At 36.2% G+C, this 19,904-nt stretch carries 14 protein-coding genes and 1 pseudogene; 9 read left to right on the plus strand and 6 right to left on the minus strand.

The features are described from left to right. Window positions 1-227 precede the first annotated feature (227 nt). From DWZ63_RS09340 to DWZ63_RS09350, 3 genes are all read left to right on the plus strand, one after another. Window positions 228-767 (plus strand): sigma-70 family RNA polymerase sigma factor, encoded by a 540-nt coding sequence (locus tag DWZ63_RS09340; protein ID WP_182431480.1) that lies wholly within the window; start codon window positions 228-230, stop codon window positions 765-767. After that, a complete protein-coding gene (locus DWZ63_RS09345) occupies window positions 757-1,704 on the plus strand; it encodes a hypothetical protein (RefSeq protein WP_118499655.1) in 948 nt (315 codons plus the stop codon). The genes DWZ63_RS09340 and DWZ63_RS09345 overlap by 11 nt, the downstream gene beginning before the upstream one ends. Window positions 1,705-1,950: 246 nt before the next feature. Further along, a complete protein-coding gene (locus DWZ63_RS09350; RefSeq protein ID WP_118499656.1) occupies window positions 1,951-3,084 on the plus strand; it encodes a hypothetical protein in 1,134 nt (377 codons plus the stop codon). A 306-nt stretch (window positions 3,085-3,390) separates the two neighbouring features. On the opposite strand, the gene DWZ63_RS09355 is transcribed toward DWZ63_RS09350, so the two are convergent. From DWZ63_RS09355 to DWZ63_RS16215, 5 genes and pseudogenes are all read right to left on the minus strand, one after another. Beyond that, window positions 3,391-3,762, minus strand: a complete 372-nt coding sequence (locus DWZ63_RS09355) for a DUF3783 domain-containing protein (protein WP_182431481.1) — start codon at window positions 3,760-3,762, stop codon at window positions 3,391-3,393. Window positions 3,763-3,935: 173 nt separating this feature from the next. Then, complete coding sequence (locus tag DWZ63_RS09360; RefSeq protein ID WP_022014787.1) at window positions 3,936-4,409, minus strand: small multi-drug export protein; 474 nt, start codon at window positions 4,407-4,409, stop codon at window positions 3,936-3,938. A 583-nt stretch (window positions 4,410-4,992) separates the two neighbouring features. After that, a complete protein-coding gene (locus tag DWZ63_RS09365; protein WP_182431482.1) occupies window positions 4,993-5,715 on the minus strand; it encodes an amino acid ABC transporter ATP-binding protein in 723 nt (240 codons plus the stop codon). A gap of 22 nt (window positions 5,716-5,737) precedes the next feature. Further along, on the minus strand, window positions 5,738-6,406 hold the full coding sequence (locus DWZ63_RS16210) for an amino acid ABC transporter permease (RefSeq protein ID WP_347474842.1): 669 nt from the start codon (window positions 6,404-6,406) through the stop codon (window positions 5,738-5,740). A gap of 36 nt (window positions 6,407-6,442) precedes the next feature. Continuing rightward, window positions 6,443-7,288, minus strand: a pseudogene (locus DWZ63_RS16215) (transporter substrate-binding domain-containing protein); the annotation flags it as partial. Window positions 7,289-7,616: 328 nt separating this feature from the next. Between DWZ63_RS16215 and DWZ63_RS09375 the strand changes: the two are divergent. The 6 genes from DWZ63_RS09375 (at window position 7,617) to DWZ63_RS09400 (ending at window position 18,974) form a co-directional block, all read left to right on the plus strand. Next, entirely contained in the window at window positions 7,617-12,845 is a 5,229-nt protein-coding gene (locus DWZ63_RS09375; protein WP_118499662.1) for an Ig-like domain-containing protein, read from the plus strand. A 77-nt stretch (window positions 12,846-12,922) separates the two neighbouring features. Then, window positions 12,923-13,969: an ABC transporter substrate-binding protein gene (locus tag DWZ63_RS09380; RefSeq protein WP_118499664.1), complete on the plus strand. Its 1,047-nt coding sequence runs from the start codon at window positions 12,923-12,925 to the stop codon at window positions 13,967-13,969. 70 nt (window positions 13,970-14,039) lie between these two features. Next, window positions 14,040-15,008 (plus strand): ABC transporter permease, encoded by a 969-nt coding sequence (locus DWZ63_RS09385; protein WP_118499665.1) that lies wholly within the window; start codon window positions 14,040-14,042, stop codon window positions 15,006-15,008. A gap of 8 nt (window positions 15,009-15,016) precedes the next feature. Beyond that, window positions 15,017-15,832 (plus strand): ATP-binding cassette domain-containing protein, encoded by an 816-nt coding sequence (locus tag DWZ63_RS09390; protein ID WP_118499677.1) that lies wholly within the window; start codon window positions 15,017-15,019, stop codon window positions 15,830-15,832. Window positions 15,833-16,041: 209 nt separating this feature from the next. After that, window positions 16,042-16,788, plus strand: a complete 747-nt coding sequence (locus tag DWZ63_RS09395; RefSeq protein ID WP_055944319.1) for a LytTR family DNA-binding domain-containing protein — start codon at window positions 16,042-16,044, stop codon at window positions 16,786-16,788. Window positions 16,789-16,832: 44 nt separating this feature from the next. Next, window positions 16,833-18,974, plus strand: a complete 2,142-nt coding sequence (locus tag DWZ63_RS09400) for an EAL domain-containing protein (RefSeq protein WP_055944315.1) — start codon at window positions 16,833-16,835, stop codon at window positions 18,972-18,974. 141 nt (window positions 18,975-19,115) lie between these two features. Here the strand turns inward: DWZ63_RS09400 and DWZ63_RS09405 are convergent, their stop codons facing one another. Further along, window positions 19,116-19,850 (minus strand): hypothetical protein, encoded by a 735-nt coding sequence (locus DWZ63_RS09405; protein ID WP_055944312.1) that lies wholly within the window; start codon window positions 19,848-19,850, stop codon window positions 19,116-19,118. Between the last annotated feature and the right edge of the window lie 54 nt (window positions 19,851-19,904).

Genomic DNA, 19,904 nt, shown 5'->3' on the forward strand with positions numbered 1-19,904 from the left:
AATGAGGATTAGCCTGAAAATTGTTGATAAGAAAATAAAGCAGTACTATAAATAGACTTTCAAATTTTATATTAGCAAGTAGTAAAGCGGATTGCGAGTATTCTAGATTATAATATAAAATTTTTTAAATGATTTTTAGAAAAAAGCAACTTTTTTTTGAGTTATTACAATATACAGGTGTAAGGGTTCTACCCGAGACGTCAAAGGAAGAGAAAGGAACGACAGTAGTGACAAGACAGGAATTTGAAGAATTTGTATCCAGTGACGGAAAAGATATTCTTCGGTTTTGCAGAATAACTACAGGTGAGACTGCACAGGGAGACGATCTTTATCAGGATACAATGTTAAAGTTGTGGGAACAGGCAAAAAAGCTGGATAATGAAAATTCAATCAAAAGTTATGCACTTTCTGTCGCAATCCTTATATGGAAAAATAAGCGGAGAAAATTTGCCTGGCGGCACAGGATAGCAGCATTTGAAAGCTATGAAAAGCACATAGAAAGTGGGGGAGTAGAATGTGTCAGGAAGATATCTGATGAACCGGAACAACAGTTGCTTAAAAAAGAAGCGGATGAATTTGTAAGGCAGAAAGTACAGGAATTACCGGAGAAATACCGAATGGTCATTTATCTGTATTATTCCGCGGATCTTAAGATTAAAGAGATTGCAAAATGTCTGCACATTACTGAGAGTGCTGTGAAGAGTCGGCTGCGTAAGGCAAAAAGTATGCTGAAAAAAGATTTGGAGGTTATTCGATATGGAGGATAAAGAACTGGATCAAATGTTAAAAAAAGCCCTTATTCCAAATATTAAAGACAATGAAACGAAGATTAGATTTGAAATGGAGGATTGTGTTATGAGGAAACAGAAAAAAATTTTAAAACCTGTAGTTGCATTGGCAGCTTGTGCAGCATTGGTCATTGGGATTTCATATGGAAATGTCACAGAAAAAATTATAGGCACGCATATGTTATCATCGGAGTCTGATAATTCTGCAACGGGAAAAACAGAAGATATTAAAAATGGTTTTTCAGTAAAAGTAAAGGCAGCAGAAGTACAGAAGTTAGAAAGGGGAAAGGAAACTGCTGTAATTACTCAGAAAGATATGGCTTCAAGCGGATGGAGTGGAACAGAAACCACAAATGAAATCGGTTATCAGATTCAATCTCCGATAGTTTGTGAGGGTAGGCAGATAGACACTGTCACATATTCTTTGAATCACGGAAGTTTTCGAGTTGTTCAGCCGGATGGGAAACAATATGTGCTGGACGGAACGGAGTATAAAGGTGTGGCACAGAATAAAAATTATGGTGGTGTTAAAATAGAAATGGAAGATTCAAAGACTAAAATGTTGGAAAAAGAATATTCTTCCTTTACAATATCTGCAAAAGACCAGAAAAAAGTGTATATATATCTTTGTGACAGAAAAAAAGTGTCCGACAAAATATATGATAAAATCTGGAATTCAGATGGTGAGGATGAAAAAAAATTAGATGCGAGAGTTCAAGGCATGAATGATGTACTTGATAATCTTGTTATGACTTGCAAAATCACATATAAAGATGGAACATCGGAGAAAGCGGATATTGCCGTGAAGAAAAAGGCTATGACATATAAAGAGGCATATTCAGGCAAAAAAACTGATGAGAAAATAAAGCAACTTGCAGATGAAAAAGACGAGTTTACAACCTTTGAGCTGCAATAAAAATAGTATAGAAATAAAAATATTGTGGAAACAAAAATACTGCGGTATCGTATTTGACGAGCCGCGGTATTTTTATTATTATGGGGTCAGGGACAAAAGCAGATAGTGTTCTAAGGAAAAAGTCAAAGGTCAAGCAAATATTTTGTATGTACTGAACATATAACAGATACTTATCAGGTTTTAAATACGAATAAAAATATAAAAATCTGATATGAGACAAATTATATTAAAAACGGAGGAGAGCATATGAACAGGAAAAAAAGAAGAAAGCTGACGGCCTACCTGCTCGCACTTGTTATGATTTTTAGCTACTTTGGACAGAGCACAGGCATGGCAGCAGATTATCAGGCGGAGAGTAAAAGTGCGGCAGCACAGAGCGGGGAAAGTGAAATTGCAACGGGTGATGCAGTGACAACTGCAACAGCGGCAACGATTGAGTCGACGATGACACCAACGGAGACCCCGGCTGCAGAACCGATTGCAACTCCACTAGTCACACCATATCCTGTACAGGACAGTGACACAACAGATTTTGAGATTGGTGCACAAAACGCCAAATGCAAACTGACAGGTGTTTATTTTGCAAACAAAAAGGATTATCCTGATGCAGAAACGCAGGTTAGGAGAAAAAGTAAAAACAGGTTTTCAATAGGTGGAAAGTCTGTATGGGACTTGGGCTGGATAGCTGTCGAGCCTGATGACGGTATGACTGTTGAAAGTATCATGGACAGCAAAGGTACGGCAGTTGGGACAACGACTTGGGGAGAAGCTAAAAAGCTTATAAGTGCAAGCGGTATGGAAGTCTCAGAGAAAGCATATGCCGCAATGGATGGAAAGTCTGATGATACGATGGTTATATATATGGATAGAAATACATATAATCAGTACATTTTTTACAATAATATAATCATCAGGTTAAAAAATAGTGATGGAAATACAGAAAATGTTGAGATAAAAGTTCAGGATTCTCATTACTGGATAAATAAAACTCTGTCGTTAGGAGAGAAGATTAAGCCGTTAAGTCTGTCGGAAGTAAAAAAACTTTATGATGGCAGAGCGGTTTCAAAAGATGAATTTAATATCAGAAAGAGTACGATTAACGGAAGTCCGGAGGACTGTCTTATAGAGAGCAGTGATGGCAGTGACGAATATATTGCGAACAGGGTCGGAATGGCGATGGTCGATTATACTGATAAAAAGACTGGAATGTCATTTGAGGTTGATATAAATATCAAATTGCCTGACAATGCTGTTAAGACAGACGATATTATTTTTGATGATGCCTCAAGGGTTGAATTGTACGGTGCACAGAGTGGTTCTTATATGATATATCATAAATCGGTTTTAAATCGTTTTTCGCAAGGTATATATTCGTTTTAATAAGAGGATATTTATTGTGAAGCGAGAACATAATATAGGCATCACGCTTGTTTCGTGCATACAGGTCCTCGCAGTGTCCGTAGTACAGAAGATGCCTTGTCTCATCAATGCTTAGTGGAAATGAAAAGGCAAGAAGAAGCAATAAATCTCTTGATGGCTTCTTTTTTGTGCCGTTAAAAATCTGGTAACCGTAGACCGGGTCAATGCCTGCATTTGCAAAAGTTTGATTACATTTAATTCTGTATATTTCATTTGTTTATTCTCCACGGTAATTGGTACTGGTGGTAAGTATGTAGGATTTTGCTTTTATTGCAGGGATTTATGCTCGCGTTCCAGTTCAATGAAAAGTCTTTTTACACTCCATTTTGAACTTGTATTTGTAAGCACAGCCTTATAATCGACGGAAATCTTTGCCTGACGCAGCTTAAAAAGAATTTTGTCAAATTTTTTATCGGGAACATCACAAAAAATAATAAGACTTTCTTTAAAAAATGCAGAATCGCCTGATAAAGTTAAATCAGCGATATTTTCCTTTTTTGATAAATTTGTTGAAGCAAGCCTTTCAAGTGTTTCGTTAAAAAAAGCAGGAGAGACTGTTTCGACATGAACATTCATTGGAGAAATAAGTCTGCTTATGCTTTTGGGGTCGCTAATATTTATAAGAAGTAATTTTGCCATCTTCTTAAATCCTTTCATTATAAAAATCGTATTAGAAGGGTACAAGTCCATTTTCCTATTTGCTATACGGTACTTCTAATACTATACTTTTTTGAAAAACTTGTAAATGACTTTTTTTAACATTATCAGGCGAATGGCAGAGCAGAACATAAATATCCGCTTAAATTTTTATATCATAATATCAATGCACTTATTGCACCAAACACTCCGGCAGAAGCAAGTCCCATAATGACACCTGCAAGCATAACACCGAGCATAACAGCGATGACACTAGACTTAAAATCCATATCGAGAAAACTTGCAGCGAGAGTTCCCGTCCATGCTCCCGTGCCCGGAAGTGGAATACCAACAAAAAGCAATAGTGCTATAAAAAGTCCCTTACCTGCCGTTTCCTGAAGTTTTTTGCCGCCCTTATCTCCTTTTTCGATACAAAAAGTAAAGAAACCACCGATAACCGGCTTGTCAGCTCCCCACTCAAGAACTTTCCTTGCAAAAAGAAAAATAACAGGGACAGGAAGCATATTTCCAATAATAGCTATAATGTAAGACGGAACAAGAGGAAGTCCCTGTGCAACTGCATATGGAATAGCTCCTCTGAGTTCAATAAGTGGAAACATCGAAATAAAAAAAACAATAATAAAGTGCATCAAAAAATCCTTTCCTATATAAATGTTATATATGTTTATTTTCGGTTTTTGTAAAATATATACTGTAAGATATTGTTATATGCCTTTAACTTATATGTATATTACGAAAACCGATTATGTTATATATGCAGATAGTAATTGATTTATGATTTAAAAAGAATAAACCCACAAAACATTACTGTTCATCCCATAGTAAAATCGACAGTAAAAAACTGCACTATAACATAGTAATAATAATAGCAAGTGACATAGGTGTCAAGTTATTGGAGCAAATTCAGGCGGATATTCGTGGTACGCTATACCGTTTTCTCACAACACTATTAACGGCAATCACAGTATATCAGAAAAAACTTCCCTGACACTAAAAAATCACATATTGACAAACATCTAAACCAGAGGAGTATGTCAAAGAGGTTATCAAAAGATTGACTGCGGCTTGCTTATAGGAGCTGTTAATGTATAATAGAAAAATATATAAAATAAAAGGCACAGTATATACCGTGCCTTTTAGTCAATCAATTTGTTCTCTAAGCAAAATAGAAGTGGGAAACTTTCCTGATAGTGTTAAATTGCAATCTAAAGCCTATAAAACTTTTGATAAGAACTCTTTGAGTCGTGCATTTTGTGGATTTCCAAAAAGTTCATTAGGTTCATTTTCTTCAGTTATGACACCGTCATTAAAGAACATTACCCTGTTTGCGACTTCCCTTGCAAATCCCATCTCATGTGTAACGATAACCATTGTCATGCCGTCTTTGGCAAGTTCTTTGATAAGTTCAAGTACCTCGCCGACCATTTCAGGGTCAAGTGCCGATGTAGGTTCATCAAAAAGCATTACATCGGGGTTCATCGCAAGTGCACGCACGATTGCGATACGCTGCTTCTGACCTCCTGACAAAGTAGAAGGATAAGCATTTTCTTTATCTTCAAGTCCTATTCTTCCTAGAAGTTCTCTTGCTTTTGCAGCAGCTTCATCTTTTGTCATTTTATTTCTCTTGACAGGTGCGAGCATTATATTTTCAAGAACTGTCATGTTTTCAAAGAGGTTGAACTGCTGGAATACCATACCGATTTTTTCCCTTATCGTGTTTATATCGACTGAATCATCGGTTATATCGGTTCCTTCAAATAATATATGTCCGTCAGTCGTATCTTCAAGAAGATTTAAGGAACGAAGAAATGTTGATTTACCGCAGCCTGACGGACCAATGATGGCAACGACATCACCTTTATTTATTGTTGTTGATATTCCTTTTAAAATTTCATGTTTACCAAATGATTTATAAAGTTTATCTACTTCTATCAATGGAGTTGTATCAGTATTTATATTAGTGTCGTTCATTTGCTCTAAGTCTCCTTTCAAGTGCATTTGCAACAGATGTGAGTGCAATAACGATTACGAGATAGATTATCGCAACAGTGATGAGTGGCAGGAACGCATCGTATGTATTGCTTCGGATAATGTCACCGGCTTTAGTGAGGTCTACGATGGCGATATAACCACTTATCGAAGTTTCTTTTATAAGGCTTATAAACTCGTTGCACAGTGCAGGAAGTGCATTTTTAAATGCCTGTGGAAGTACGATAGAAGTCATTGTCTGTCTGTAGTTAAGACCGAGGCTTCGACCGGCTTCAAACTGTCCCTTGTCTATTGAATTTATACCCGAACGGATTACTTCGGCAACATATGCTGCTGAGTTAAGACCAAATGCTATAATGGCAACAAGTATCTTTGAATTGACTGATACAAGTATTATATAGTAGAAGATCAAAAGCTGTACCATTGCAGGAGTTCCACGGACAACTGTAAGATATATCTTACATATAAGGTTCGGGATAGGGAGTGTACCGTTGTTGTCATGTGTTGTCCTTATAAGTGCAATGATGGCACCGAGTATGATTCCCATGAGAACGGCAAAAATCGTGATAACGATTGTGTTTGAAAAACCTTTTATAAGATAATTATATCTGTGGTCGGAAACAAAGTTGTCATGTATTCTCTGTGATAGAGACTGTGCTTTTATTGCTGCATTGTAATCCTTAACAATTATTACCTGTTTTGCAGTCGTGTATGAGTCAGTGAAATCAACATTTTTAAGACGGTCTTTGGTTACTGTCATTCCGGCACAGCCGACATCGACTTTGCCTGATGTAACGGCAGCTATGATTGAGTCAAATTCCATGTCCTCTATTTCGAGTTTCATATCAAGCTCATCACAGACAGCCTGCATCATATCCATGTCAAGACCTGTTATCTTATTGCTGTCATAATATTCGTAAGGCTTGAAAGAAGCGTTCGTTCCGACTTTCAATGTACCATTCTTACCTGAGACATTTTTCTTTTTATAAGGAAACTTTCCTTTTTCTTCGTCTTTGCCGGTATAGTTTTTCTTTATATCTGCGAGAGTGCCATCGTCTTTAAGTTTCTTTAAGGCATCATTTATTTTGCTTTTTAAGTCAGTATTTGACTTATCAATACAGATAGCATAGTCCTCAACGGCAAATTCTTCTTTTAGAATTTTAAGTTCAGAGTTTTTTTCAGTATATGCAAGCGATGGCTGTTCATCAAGGATAACACAGTTTATCTTGTCATCTTTGAGTGCTTGGATGGCATCAGTACCTTTGTTGTAACGCTCGACAACGGTGCCCTTCTTGTCACCCTCGTAATCAGATGCATATATGTCACCTGTTGTACCGATTTGAACACCGATTTTCTTTCCTGTTAAGTCATCAACACAGGTGACAGCATTCTTTTCGGCTTTTTTGATTTTTTGTTCATTGGAATAGTTTTTATAACATATTCCGGCGATGATAATGGCAACGCAGACAAGTGCGAATACCACATAGCTGATTAGATTTTTTTTCTTTCTGGTCATCATCGTATTCCTTTCGTTTTTGTAAATTTTAGTTTTTTGTCGGAAGATATGTCGTGGCGCTTGAACCAATATAACAGATAGTACCGTAGGCACGCTCTCGCTATACTGTCATCCGTAACAGTACATAAGTTGTCAAAAAACATATATCCTTTATAATATCATATATTGGTGCAGGGGTCAAAACTGTATGGTAATCAGTGACAGCAGTTATTTTGAATTGATTTGAGTTTATGTGTAAAATAGTGTATATTATGAATATTGTTCGCATTATATATGTGAACAGTGATATTTAAATGATGTTTTATAAATTTTTTACAGGGAGGATTGTGAATTGAAAGAAGAAAACAAAAAATCAAGGGTAAAGGTATTGTCGCTTATTCTGGTATTAGCTATGGTGATTAGTCTTATGCCGGTGGGTAGTGTTAATGTCGGTGCGGCAGATAAAGTGTCAGTGCAGGCGGTGCAGAGTACGGATGATGTTGATTCAAATGGGTATTCGTACCAGTTTATTACCAAAGTGAAAAAAGGTTTTTCTAACGGAAGTGATATGCTTGCATATGCGAAGTACAAGAAACAGCAGTCTGTTAAGAGAGGTGGAAATATTGGATTTGAATATGTCTGCATTTCTGCAGTATCAAATGCGACAGGCAGCAGTATAAGTGCTTCTTTAAATAAAGATGTTGATACGCTTACGGCTAAAGAGCTTAAGGAGGAAGTGGCTTATGCATCAAAGCTTGCCATCAAATCAAAACTGAGACTTACGGCAAATTGGAGTGTAAATGGTATAAAGATTGATGATGTTACGACAGACAGCCTTAATACTTCAACAGCGTTACATGAGCATATTGACTTTTACGAAAAAGAGGCAGAGTTTAAGGTTATTTTTTGTAATAGTATCGGTGAATTAAATAAGTCTATAACTATGAAAGTGACTTCATGGACAGATCCGGTGTCAGAGGTTACGGGGCTTGATAGCGAGGAGAGAAATCTTGTAGGTTCAAACAATAATGTGATATCCAAGAGCATCAATCTAAAACTGCCTGGATTTACATTAAACAAAAACTTTCCAACAAATCATGCTATTACAGTGCAGAAGTACCGTATAGAAAAATATAATGCAACAAGCAGACAAAAGTGGAGTGTTGAAAAGGATATTGCGGCATATGAGGGTGAAAGCCAGACATATGCATTTCAGGCAAAGAAAAATGAGACAGCAAGATACAGAGTTTCATTATATTATGCATATAATAGTTATGATAAAGATCTTATCTATCAGTCGGATTATAAATATGTCACTCTTAATTTTTTAAAATGCCCATTTTCAGAAAATATGAGTTTAAAGAGTGATGATATTTATGCCGCAGTTGGTGAAGATGTGGTACTCGATTCTGACATCTGCATAAACAGAGGGTATCAGGCAGAGTATATCTGGCAGAAATTAAACAGCCAGGAAAATGCATTTGAAGATATTGCTGATGCTAAGAGTGCCGTGTATGAGATAAAGAATATAAAATCAGAGGATTTTGGAGATTACAGGTGTGTGGTTAAAGCGTACAAGGGTACTGGTGAGGATAAAAAGTACATTACTTCCAAAACGCTTACATATTATCTGACAGACAAGAAAAAATTTATGATTAATAAAACTTCAGATACATACGAAGACTCCGCTGTACCTGTTTATAAGCCTATAAACAGTGAGGCAGAGCTTTCACTTGATGTAAAAGTAAATTCGGGTTATAAGGCTTCGTTCCAATGGTTTAAACAGGGAAAAGATTATTCAACAATGGAGATGATAGACGGAGCAACAGAGGCTTCTTATAAACTTAATGTGACGGCTGACAGTTTCACAAAGTATTCTGTAAAGATGACTGTCACAAATGAAAATGACGCATCAGACAGTGAGACTCATGAGTATTCTTATAGGATATGGGAAGATCCGCAGATTGAAAAAGTATATACTTCAGGTGCTTCCGATAATGATTTTTATTTAAAAGAGGGAGAAGATCTGGTAATTGTCGCAAATAAATATAAGTGTAATCCAAACTATACACTGGTTTATGAATGGTACAGGTATGATATTCTTGATGGCGGCAAGAGCTATAAGAATACCAAAATTGAGGGAACAACGGGAAATGTTCTTACGATAAAAGATCATAAAAATACTGATGAAACAAACTATAGATATTATGTAAAAGCTTACCGCAACGGAGAGAGTGAGACACACAGAGGTTCAGAGACGGAAATCTACAGTGTGCATAATTACGGCAGGGATAAACAGAGTAATCTCAGTGTTTCCCATGCGACAAATGATACATTTTATAAGCACGACGGTGAACCTGTTTCAATGGGTGTAAAGGCTGAGTGTGATAATGCGGACTGTTATGATATTTCGTATTCATGGTTTTTAAATGGTGAGGAGCTTCATGACGCAGATGGCAATACATATAATACTCCTACATATTCAGTCGATAAACTTGCATATGGACTTTATGGAAAATATACCTGTATGGTAACTGCAAAGGCAAAGGAAAACAGTTATGCAAAAACGGAAAGTGCTGAGGAAACAGCAGAGTTTACGGTAAATGAAGCCTCAGGCTACAGGGTGAATTCGCCGTCTAAGACTAATGTAAATGGAAAAAATACAGGCGATACGATTACGCTTACCGCCGATGTAAGTACAGTGGATGACAAAGAATATCCGATTACATATGCATGGTATAAAAAGGTTGCCGATCCTTATGATGGAAATTATGGAGAATATGTCAAAGTCGGCTCAGCAAAGGATTTTACGATAACATTATCCAAATATGATTTTACACAGTACGAGTGTTATATAAATGACGGTTTAAATTCTAAAGCAACAATTTTAGATTATTTTGTAAATGCCCCGGAAGACAGATTTAAGCTCGTGAGCATAACAGGAAATAATACTTACAAAGTAATGGATGGTGAAAAAGTTACTTTGGAGGCTAGAGCAGTAATTCCTGATGCGTCAGATACGATAACATATCAGTGGTACAGAAACGGTGGTGTGATAGATGGTGCAACAGATATGAATTACACGATAGACAGTGTAAGTGAAAATGATATAAATGCGACATTTTTATGTGTGGCAACAAGTAAAAATACTGGAAAGACAGCGAAGTACACATTTTATTTGTCAAGAAGAAATTCAATATCGACAAGTGTCCATACTGGTCTTAGCTTAAGTTCAGGCAGAACTTATAAGGGAACAAGAAATCTGGGAAGTAAGGAGACGATAGGTGTTGATTTAAAGACAGCCGGATTGTCGTATGATGTAGAGTGGACATTTACTGCAGAGTCATATGTAAACGGTAAAAAGCAGATGGCATCTAAGTCTGTGAAGCTTGATGAGAAAAATACGGTTATAACTTTTGATTCGCTCACGGAGGAACAGTTTGGGGAATATCAGCTCAATATATATAAAAAGGGAACTTCGTATGCTTATACGACATATACATTTAAGATAACAAGATATACAGGTTATTTTTCAGCAGCTCCTAAAGGAAATTACACGACATATTACAGAAAAAAGGGGGAGAGCGTAACTTTTAACATAGGAGTCAAGACTGACCTCAAAGACACGGTATATTATCAGTGGTATAAAGATGGAATTGCAATTTTTGGACAGACGAACAGCAGTCTTACTATAGAAAATATAGATTATGATGATTATGGAAGATATTATTGTGCTGTCAGATGTGGAGAGAGTTCAGTACAGACAACAGATATTAAGCTGAAAACTGATACCGGACTTGAACTTGAATTTGATTATTATAATGCAGGGACAACATACTATTACCTTACAAAAGCTCTCACAGATACGGCTGAGTTTTCTGTAAAGGCATCAAGTAAAACGGGAAGACAGATAGCGTACAGGTGGTTTAAGTCATCTACAGCGGAACACAATGCCATTTCCGGTGCGGTTTCTCCTGAATTAAAAATAGAAAATATAAAAGCAGATGATTATGGTTCATATATTTGCGAAGTCACCGACGGAGTTATGACAAAGTATGCCTATTTTGGAATAAGAGGTGTATCGGATGAGCTAAAATGGGAAAGTACAGGTGGAGATAAGTATATAAATGCAGGTGAATGTGCCGAGTTTCAGGCAAAGGCAGTCTGTGCGGCGGGTTATAATATAAGTTATAAGTGGCAGAGATATAATGAAGCGGAAAAAAGATACGAAGATATTGCAAGTGCGTCTGATTCATCATATAAGACGGATGCAATAACAGATTTTGATTTTGGCTATACAAGGTATAAGTGTATTGCATCTACGGAAATATCTGATATAGAAAGAATTTTTTATGTTTATAATGCCGACAGATTTGATTTTAACGGAACTGCCGACAGAACATGGATATTTGATGATGAAGCAGCGGTTTATACAACAACACTTAAGAACAACACAAATGATACACCGAAATACCAGTGGTACAAAAAGGATGACAATGGTAACTTTATCCCGGTAAAAGGAGCGGATAAGGATATTTATATTGCTTTGGCTCCTGCGGTCACTGCAACAAAGAGCAGTATGACATATAGATGTGAAGTAAAAGCCGGCAAGGAAGAAAGTTATGTGACAAAAACAAAAGACTTTACAACAACCATATATAAAAGAACTTATCTGAAAGATACTCTTCCGCAGGCAAAAGCTGATGACGGTTATAGTTTTTATGCATACAGAGTTGACGGTGCATCAAAGCTTAAGATAACATTTAGTGAGGATACGCTTTTTGATAAAAACATAAATTATTGCAGTCTTGCAGTTTTGGATAAAAATGGAAATAAGACATCATATGTAGGTTCGGAACTTTCAGGAAAGACTATTACGGTTGATGGTGATGAAGCGACATTTATGCTTTTTAGCAATGTATCGTCATACCCAACATATGATTTTTCAAAACAGGGTTACAAGGTTACAAAGATAGAAAGCGTAAAAGCTGCTGATGGAGGAAAAGATAATAATACTTCCGGTGATAATTCAAACAATGGAGGAAAAGATGAAAATAACAATACTTCCGGCGATAATTCAAACAATGGAGGAAACAGTGGAAATAATGGAAGCAGCGGTACTAAAAAAGTAACAAAAGTCAAAAAGAAGATAAGTATTGGACTTAAAGAATCGGTTTCACTCTATTTAAAAGGTGCAAAATATAAGACCAGTAAGAAGAAATATGTTACTGTTTCTAAAAAAGGTGTTATCAAAGGTAAGAAAAAGGGAAAATCAACAGTCACTGTCACAACGGCAAAAAAAATAATTACTTATACCGTAACGGTAAAAGCGGCACCTAAAAAAATAAAAAAAGTTTCACCGTCAAAGATAAAACTTAAGGTGAAAAAAACAAAGAAGATAAAGGTTACGCTTCCTAAAAACACGGCAAGCTATAAGATTTCTTTTAAGTCATCAAACAAAAAGATAGTCAAAGTTGATTCAAAGGGAAAAGTTAAGGCTTTGAAGAAAGGAAGGGCAAAGATTACAATAAAGACTTTTAACGGAAAGAAAAAGACGATAAAAGTTACCGTGAAAAAATAAGGATACTTGACTTTATGGCATAATCATGGTTTACTTAAAAATAGTGACATAACATGAATGAAAGTTGAGGACATAACATGAAAAAGAAATTACTTTTAGCACTGACGGCTTTACTTGCTGTTTTATGTATGGCAGGATGCGGTTCTAAAAAAGCTCAGGATTCAGAAAAAAGTGGTGACAGCACAAAAACTTATAAGGTAGGTATAGTGCAATATGTAGATGATGCATCGCTTAACCAGATACAGAAGTCAGTTCAGGATGAGCTTGACAAAAAGGGAAAAGAGGCCGGAGTAAAGTTTGATTATAAGGATTATACTTTCAATGGTCAGGCGGATCAGTCTACATTAAACCAGATAATGACAGAACTTGTATCAGATGGTGTCGATATAATAATTCCTATAGCTACACCTACTGCACTTATAGCACAGTCTGTTACAGAGGACAATCAGATACCGGTTGTGTTTTCAGCGGTTACTGATCCGGTATCAGCAGGACTTGTTGCAAGTATGGATGCACCGGGAGCAAATATTACCGGAACAAGTGATGCCATAGATACAAATGCGATAATGAAGCTTATCTTAAAGGCAAACAGCAAGACTAAAAAACTTGGTCTTTTATATGATAAGAGTCAGGACTCATCAAAGCAGGCTATAGCAGATGCTAAAAAGTTCTGTAAGGAAAACGGTATTTCCGTTGTTGAGAAAACAGGTACAACAAACGATGAGGTAGCACTTGCGGCTGACGCACTTGTTGCAGCAAAAGTAGATGCGGTATTTACACCGACTGACAACACTATTATGAAAGCTGAGCTTGCCATATATGAGAAGTTTGTAAATGCAAAGATACCTCATTATACGGGAGCGGATTCATTTGCACTTAACGGAGCATTTGCCGGATATGGCGTAAACTACAAAGAACTTGGTGTAGAGACTGCCGATATGGTAGCTGACATTCTTGTAAACGGTGCAAAACCGGGCGAGATGGCGATAAAGACGCTTAATAATGGTATAGCTACGGTAAATACCGAGACAGCAGAGCAGATAGGACTTGATTACAGCGGATTTAAGGATATATGTGAAAAAGTCGTAGAGACAAAGACTGCAAAAGAATTTGACGAAAAATAAAAAAACTATCAGGATAAAAATATATCAAGCACGCTGTTTTAGGCGTGCTTGATATGGCATGGAGGAAAAAATGGGCTCAATTTTTACTATTTCAATATTACAAAGTGCATTGGAGCTTGGATTTATATATTCGCTCGTCGTTCTTGCACTTTTTGTATCATTCAGCATATTAAATATTGCTGACCTTTCAACAGACGGCTGTTTTACTCTCGGCTGTGCCGTTGCAGCATCAGTGACGATAGCCGGTCATCCGGTGCTTGCACTGTTTCTTGCGATGGGTGCGGGTATTATATCGGGATTTGTCACGGCATTCTTACAGACCAGATTGGGTGTGGAGTCGATTCTTGCAGGAATCATAGTAAACACGGGATTATATACGATAAATATTGCCGCAATGGGATTTTCATCAAATATGAACCTTTTTAAATGTGACAGTATATTTACGATAGTCAGGGATTTTATACAGGAACACATGGGAGATGCGGCAGTTCAGATACTTATAAGAAAAGGATGGTATAAGCTTATTCTTGTAGCCGTGATAGTTATAATAGTCAGTGTACTTTTAAGTGGATTTTTAGGAACAAGACTTGGGCTTTCGATAAGAGCGACCGGAGACAATGATGCAATGGTAAGAGCATCAAGTATAAATCCTAAATTTACGATAACGGTAGGTCTTTGCCTTTCAAGTGCTCTTACTGCACTGTCAGGAGGATTACTTGCACAGTATCAGAAATCATGCGATATAAATCTTGGAACAGGTATGGTAACCATAGCACTTGCCAGTCTTATTATCGGTGAGACATTTGTTGGAAAGGGAACGATGTTTAAAAGAATATTAGGTGTTGTATTCGGAAGCTGTCTTTATCGTTTTATAGTCGCAGTCGCAATAAGGATAAATGTTCCGGCGGAGTGTCTAAAACTTGTATCTGCTATCATAGTAGCCGTTGCGATAGCATTCCCTTATGTAAAGGAAAAAGTAAAATTTGCAAAACACAAATATGCTGAGATTGCAAGAAGAAAGAAAGAAGGTGCGATGTAATGGATACTATGCTAGAATTAAAAAATGTATGTAAGACCTTTAATCCGGGTACTGTAAATGAAAAAAAGGCACTTACGGGGCTTAATCTTTCGTTAAAACATGGAGATTTTGCTACGATAGTCGGAAGTAACGGTGCGGGAAAATCGACAATGTTTAATGCGATAACAGGCTCATTCTTTACGGATGAAGGTGCGATAATACTTGACGGTGAGGATATAACCTTTAAAAAAGAGCATTTCAGAAGTAAAGATATAGGTCATCTTTTTCAGGACCCGCTTCTTGGAACCGCACCACATATGACGATAGAGGAAAATATGGCACTTGCTTACCTTAGGGCATCTACTGCAAAGACTGCATTTTTCAGCAGGATAAGCAAAAAAGAAAAGCAGAAATTCAGGGAGCATCTTTCATTACTTGGAATGGGGCTTGAGGACCGCATGAAAAATCCGGTCGGGCTTTTGTCAGGAGGACAGAGACAGGCACTTACACTTCTTATGGCAACAATGGTAACACCAAAACTTCTTCTTCTCGATGAGCATACGGCGGCACTTGATCCTGCTACGGCAGAAAAGGTGCTTAAGCTTACAAAGGAGATAGTAAAGGACAGAAACATAACCTGCCTTATGGTAACTCACAATATGCATCAGGCACTTGAACTTGGAAACAGAACGCTCATGATGGATTCGGGACATATAGTATTCGATGTGAGTGGTGAAGAAAGACAGGCACTTACAGTAGATGACCTGCTTGAAAAGTTTAAGGATAATGCCGGAAAGAGCCTTGATAATGACCGTATATTGCTTTCGAGTGCAGAGGGTGAGTGAAAAAGGCGAAAAATGGTAGAATTATAGCGAAAAAGGGATAGGGATATACAATATTACCTTTGAAATAATATGCTTTTTTTGATAAAATTATATGTATATCCAAATACCTATTGATTTTAAATATTATATATAAGCCTGCAAACGATGTAAGGATTACGAGTGAGCAGTAGTAAAAGGTATATTTAAAAATTGTGAAAGAGAGTGATAGGATGATTAAGATTGCGTTATGTGATGATAATGAAATCGAGAGGGGCATCCTTAAAAATGTCGTTGAGGGACTGTTAATTGATATTGGATATAGTGCTCAGGTATTTGAGTTTTCTTCAGGCGAGAAACTTCTTAGAAATTACTCAAGAGGAGATTATGATGTTATTTTTTTAGATGTTCAGATGAAACAGTTAGATGGCATTGAAACGGGGAGGGCTATCAGAGAAAAGGATGTGCAGGTAGAAATCATATATGCGACGAGCAGTGAAGCTTATATGAAAGAGGGATATGACATACACGCACTTGCATATTTATTAAAACCTTATCGTGTCGAAAAGGTAAGGGAGACATTAGAATATTACCTCAAAAAATATGATGTGAAAAAACAGGATGAGAAAACAGAAATGTTGGAAGTTACCATTCAGCAGAAGAAGATTTTTATAAGACAAAGGGATATATATTTCTTAGAGTCTATGGGCAGAGTGGTTAGTATCTATTGTAAAAATGGTGTTTTCAAGGTTTATTCAAGGCTTGGAGAACTTGAGGAAAAACTTGATTTTGATATGTTTTTGAGATGTAATCAAAGCTATATCGTCAATATCCTCTGGGTAAGTGATATAGTAGATTATGATTTTTATATGCCGGGGGACAGGCTGGTCCCTATCAGAAAGAGGGATAAAAAAGAGATAATTCAAAAATTTTATAATAAGCGCAATGAAAGCGATACACATATGGAAAAAATACACTAAATTTTGTTGGAGTCGGAAAATACGATTTGAAAGGAGGTGGCAGGATGTCAGAGAAAAATACGATTCTTATTGCTGATGATAAGGAAGTAAATAGAGAATGTCTGACAAGACTGTTAGAAGATGATTATAATATTCTTCAGGCAAGTGATGGGTATGAGGCTCTGGAAATTCTTGATAAAGAAAAGGAAAAGATTTCTGCAGTTGTACTCGATATAATTATGCCGGGGCTTGACGGCTATGGTGTGCTTAACGAGATGGCATACAGAAAAATGCTGCCGAAGATACCGGTCATAGTGACATCAGTAGACGGAGACGAGCAGTCAGAACTTAAGGCATTGTCGCTGGGTGCGAGTGACTTTCTTGGAAAGCCTTACAATCCTATAATAGTCAAAAAAAGATTGCAAAATATCATTCACCTTAAAGAGACAGCATCACTTGTAAATTATCTTCAGATGGATACACTGACCGGAGTATATTCAAAAGAAACATTTTCAAAAAAAGCAAAAGAGCTTTTGAAAAGAAATAAAGATGTCCAGTATGCCGTATTATATTCTGATATTGAAAACTTTCAGCTTTTAAAAGATTTATTCGGAGAAAAAACAGGTGACAATCTATTAGTATTTATGGCAAAGGTGCTTAAGCATTATGTAAATAATGATGAGGTGTGTGGAAGAATAGAAAATGAGCATTTTGTCATTATCAAGAAATATGACAAGCTGATATTGCATGACCAGCTTGCCAATATAGTAAAGACAATAAATGATTTTCCGGTCAATATGAATTTAAGACTCAGATTTGGCATATATCTTACAGATGGCACTAAGATGTCGATGCACGCAATGATAAACAGAGCTATTCTTGCTGTAGATACCATCAGGGGCAGATATGGAAGATATATGGCATATTATGACAAAAAGATATGGGAAAAGCAGGTATATGAGCAGGAGATATTAAACTGCATGGAGGATGCCATAGATAAAGAGCAGTTTAAGGTATATTTCCAGCCAAAGTATGACCTTAATTCTGAAAAAGTTGCCGGTGCTGAGGCTTTGGTAAGATGGGTGCATCCTGAGAAAGGCTTTATGAATCCGGCAGAATTTATCCCATTATTTGAGACAAACGGTTTTATAACTGAGCTTGACAAGTTTGTCTGGGACAAGACCTGTGAGTACATAGAGGAATGGAAGAGAAAAGGCTATCCGGTAGTGCCTATTTCAGTTAATGTATCAAGAACAGATATATATAACCCTGATTTTATGGATATAATAATGGGAATCATTAAAAAGCATGGGCTTGAACCTGAAAATATACACTTGGAGATTACGGAGACGGCATATACCGAAAATCCGCAGCAGATAATAGAAGTTGTCAAAAAACTTAAGCTTCTCGGATTTATAATAGAAATGGACGATTTTGGTTCAGGCTACTCATCTTTAAATATGCTCAATGAACTTCCGATAGACATATTGAAACTTGATATGGGATTTGTTCAGGGAGATTTAAGCACAAACAGCAATAATATTTTGAGTTTTATCATAAGCCTTGCAAAATGGATGGATTATGCCGTGGTTGCAGAGGGGATAGAGACGGAAGAACAGATACAGATGCTTAGAAACATGGATTGCAATTTTGTTCAGGGATATTATTTTGCAAAGCCGCTTCCACCGGAAGAATTTGAAAAGCACCTTATTGAGCACAGTATCTTAAATAACGATATGGAAGGTCTTGAGATGAATTTCTCAGATGCGACATTCAGAAAATCACCGGGAACAATGCTTATAGTTGATGACCTTGTGCTTAACAGAAAGATACTCAGTGCATCATTTAGCAGATATTTTAAAATTGTTGAAAAAGAGAATGGTGCAGAGGCATTGGAATATATCAAAGACCATGCCGATGAGATAGATGTTATCATGCTCGACCTTGTAATGCCGGTTATGGATGGCTTTACATTGATGAAGCAGCTTAAGATGGAAAACAAATATGCACACATTCCGATAATCGTCACCTCACAGGGCGGAGATAAGAGCATAGAAAAGTCATTTGCACTCGGAGCAACAGACTTTGTAGAAAAGCCGTACAATCCACGCATAATCATGCATAGAGTACAAAATGTAGTTATGGCATATAAAAATGCAAGGTCAGAAGCAGCGGCAACAAATGAAAAGAATGACAGCGTGTCATAAGAAAATTAAAATACATATGATAACAAAAACCTGACGGGATTTTTAAACCGTCAGGTTTTTGTGGTTTGAGTGCATAATAATTAAACATTTTTGCGATTTTTATGCAATACCTGCTTTTATATGAAATTTTAAACAATACATTTATGTGATATGGATGGTTATCCCCATTTTTTTAGCTATGGATTTAGCTTTGTAAAAAGTATCATTATCTGAAATTTCAAGACTTAATTCTTCTAGGTTTTGCATTTTTTCCAATATAAAAATATCGTCTATATTCGTACCAGAATACTTCAAATACTTTATTTTATCGAAATAAATAATTTTGCTGAATGTTATATTGGAATATTCTGCATCACTTGATTTAGCACAAATTATAAGTGAATTAAATCCGGTTGTAGTTTTATATTTAATATCATTAAAAAAGCAAAAAACATTTAATCTGCCGGAAGACTGAGTTCGGTCATTGTTACGAAAAAATAATGAGACTCCTTCTTGTTTTGTTTTTTTAATTCCTCCTTGTTCTTCAACTATCTGATTGATTTTATCAAAATGTTTTTTATTGTTATTTATATACTTATATATGATTTTTTGAATAATATTAGTTTTCTCAAAAATATTATCCGATTGATATGTTTTTTCACAGGCATATATAGTTATTTCTGAAATCTTATCATCTTTAGTGCAATTATTATCAATCCAAAAATCCTCACCGTATTTTTGTTGTATTATTTCATTGATTTCATCAAGATAGGGATTTCGATTGATATATGTATTTAATTTTATTACTATGATGCTTATAAAAGTAATTAAAACTATTGTTGTTAAGAGAATAATTGTTGATTTTATCCTTGTATTTTCTTTTAGTTTATTGCTCATTTATATCCCTCCCTAGTATAATAATGATGTAGTCAAACAAGACTACTTGGTTAA

The sequence above is a fragment of the Clostridium sp. AF34-13 genome, assembly GCF_003477845.1.
GTDB classification, from domain to species: Bacteria; Bacillota; Clostridia; order Lachnospirales; family Lachnospiraceae; genus Butyribacter; species Butyribacter intestini.

What these genes read in the sequence shown, in the direction of transcription:
- DWZ63_RS09405 (WP_055944312.1), bottom strand. Translation starts at nt 19,850, where the DNA reads ATGAGCAATAAACTAAAAGAAAATACAAGGATAAAATCAACAATTATT.
- DWZ63_RS09390 (WP_118499677.1), top strand. Translation starts at nt 15,017, where the DNA reads ATGCTAGAATTAAAAAATGTATGTAAGACCTTTAATCCGGGTACTGTA.
- DWZ63_RS09380 (WP_118499664.1), top strand. Translation starts at nt 12,923, where the DNA reads ATGAAAAAGAAATTACTTTTAGCACTGACGGCTTTACTTGCTGTTTTA.
- DWZ63_RS09400 (WP_055944315.1), top strand. Translation starts at nt 16,833, where the DNA reads ATGTCAGAGAAAAATACGATTCTTATTGCTGATGATAAGGAAGTAAAT.
- DWZ63_RS09360 (WP_022014787.1), bottom strand. Translation starts at nt 4,409, where the DNA reads ATGCACTTTATTATTGTTTTTTTTATTTCGATGTTTCCACTTATTGAA.
- DWZ63_RS09345 (WP_118499655.1), top strand. Translation starts at nt 757, where the DNA reads ATGGAGGATAAAGAACTGGATCAAATGTTAAAAAAAGCCCTTATTCCA.
- DWZ63_RS09355 (WP_182431481.1), bottom strand. Translation starts at nt 3,762, where the DNA reads ATGGCAAAATTACTTCTTATAAATATTAGCGACCCCAAAAGCATAAGC.
- DWZ63_RS09385 (WP_118499665.1), top strand. Translation starts at nt 14,040, where the DNA reads ATGGGCTCAATTTTTACTATTTCAATATTACAAAGTGCATTGGAGCTT.
- DWZ63_RS09350 (WP_118499656.1), top strand. Translation starts at nt 1,951, where the DNA reads ATGAACAGGAAAAAAAGAAGAAAGCTGACGGCCTACCTGCTCGCACTT.
- DWZ63_RS09395 (WP_055944319.1), top strand. Translation starts at nt 16,042, where the DNA reads ATGATTAAGATTGCGTTATGTGATGATAATGAAATCGAGAGGGGCATC.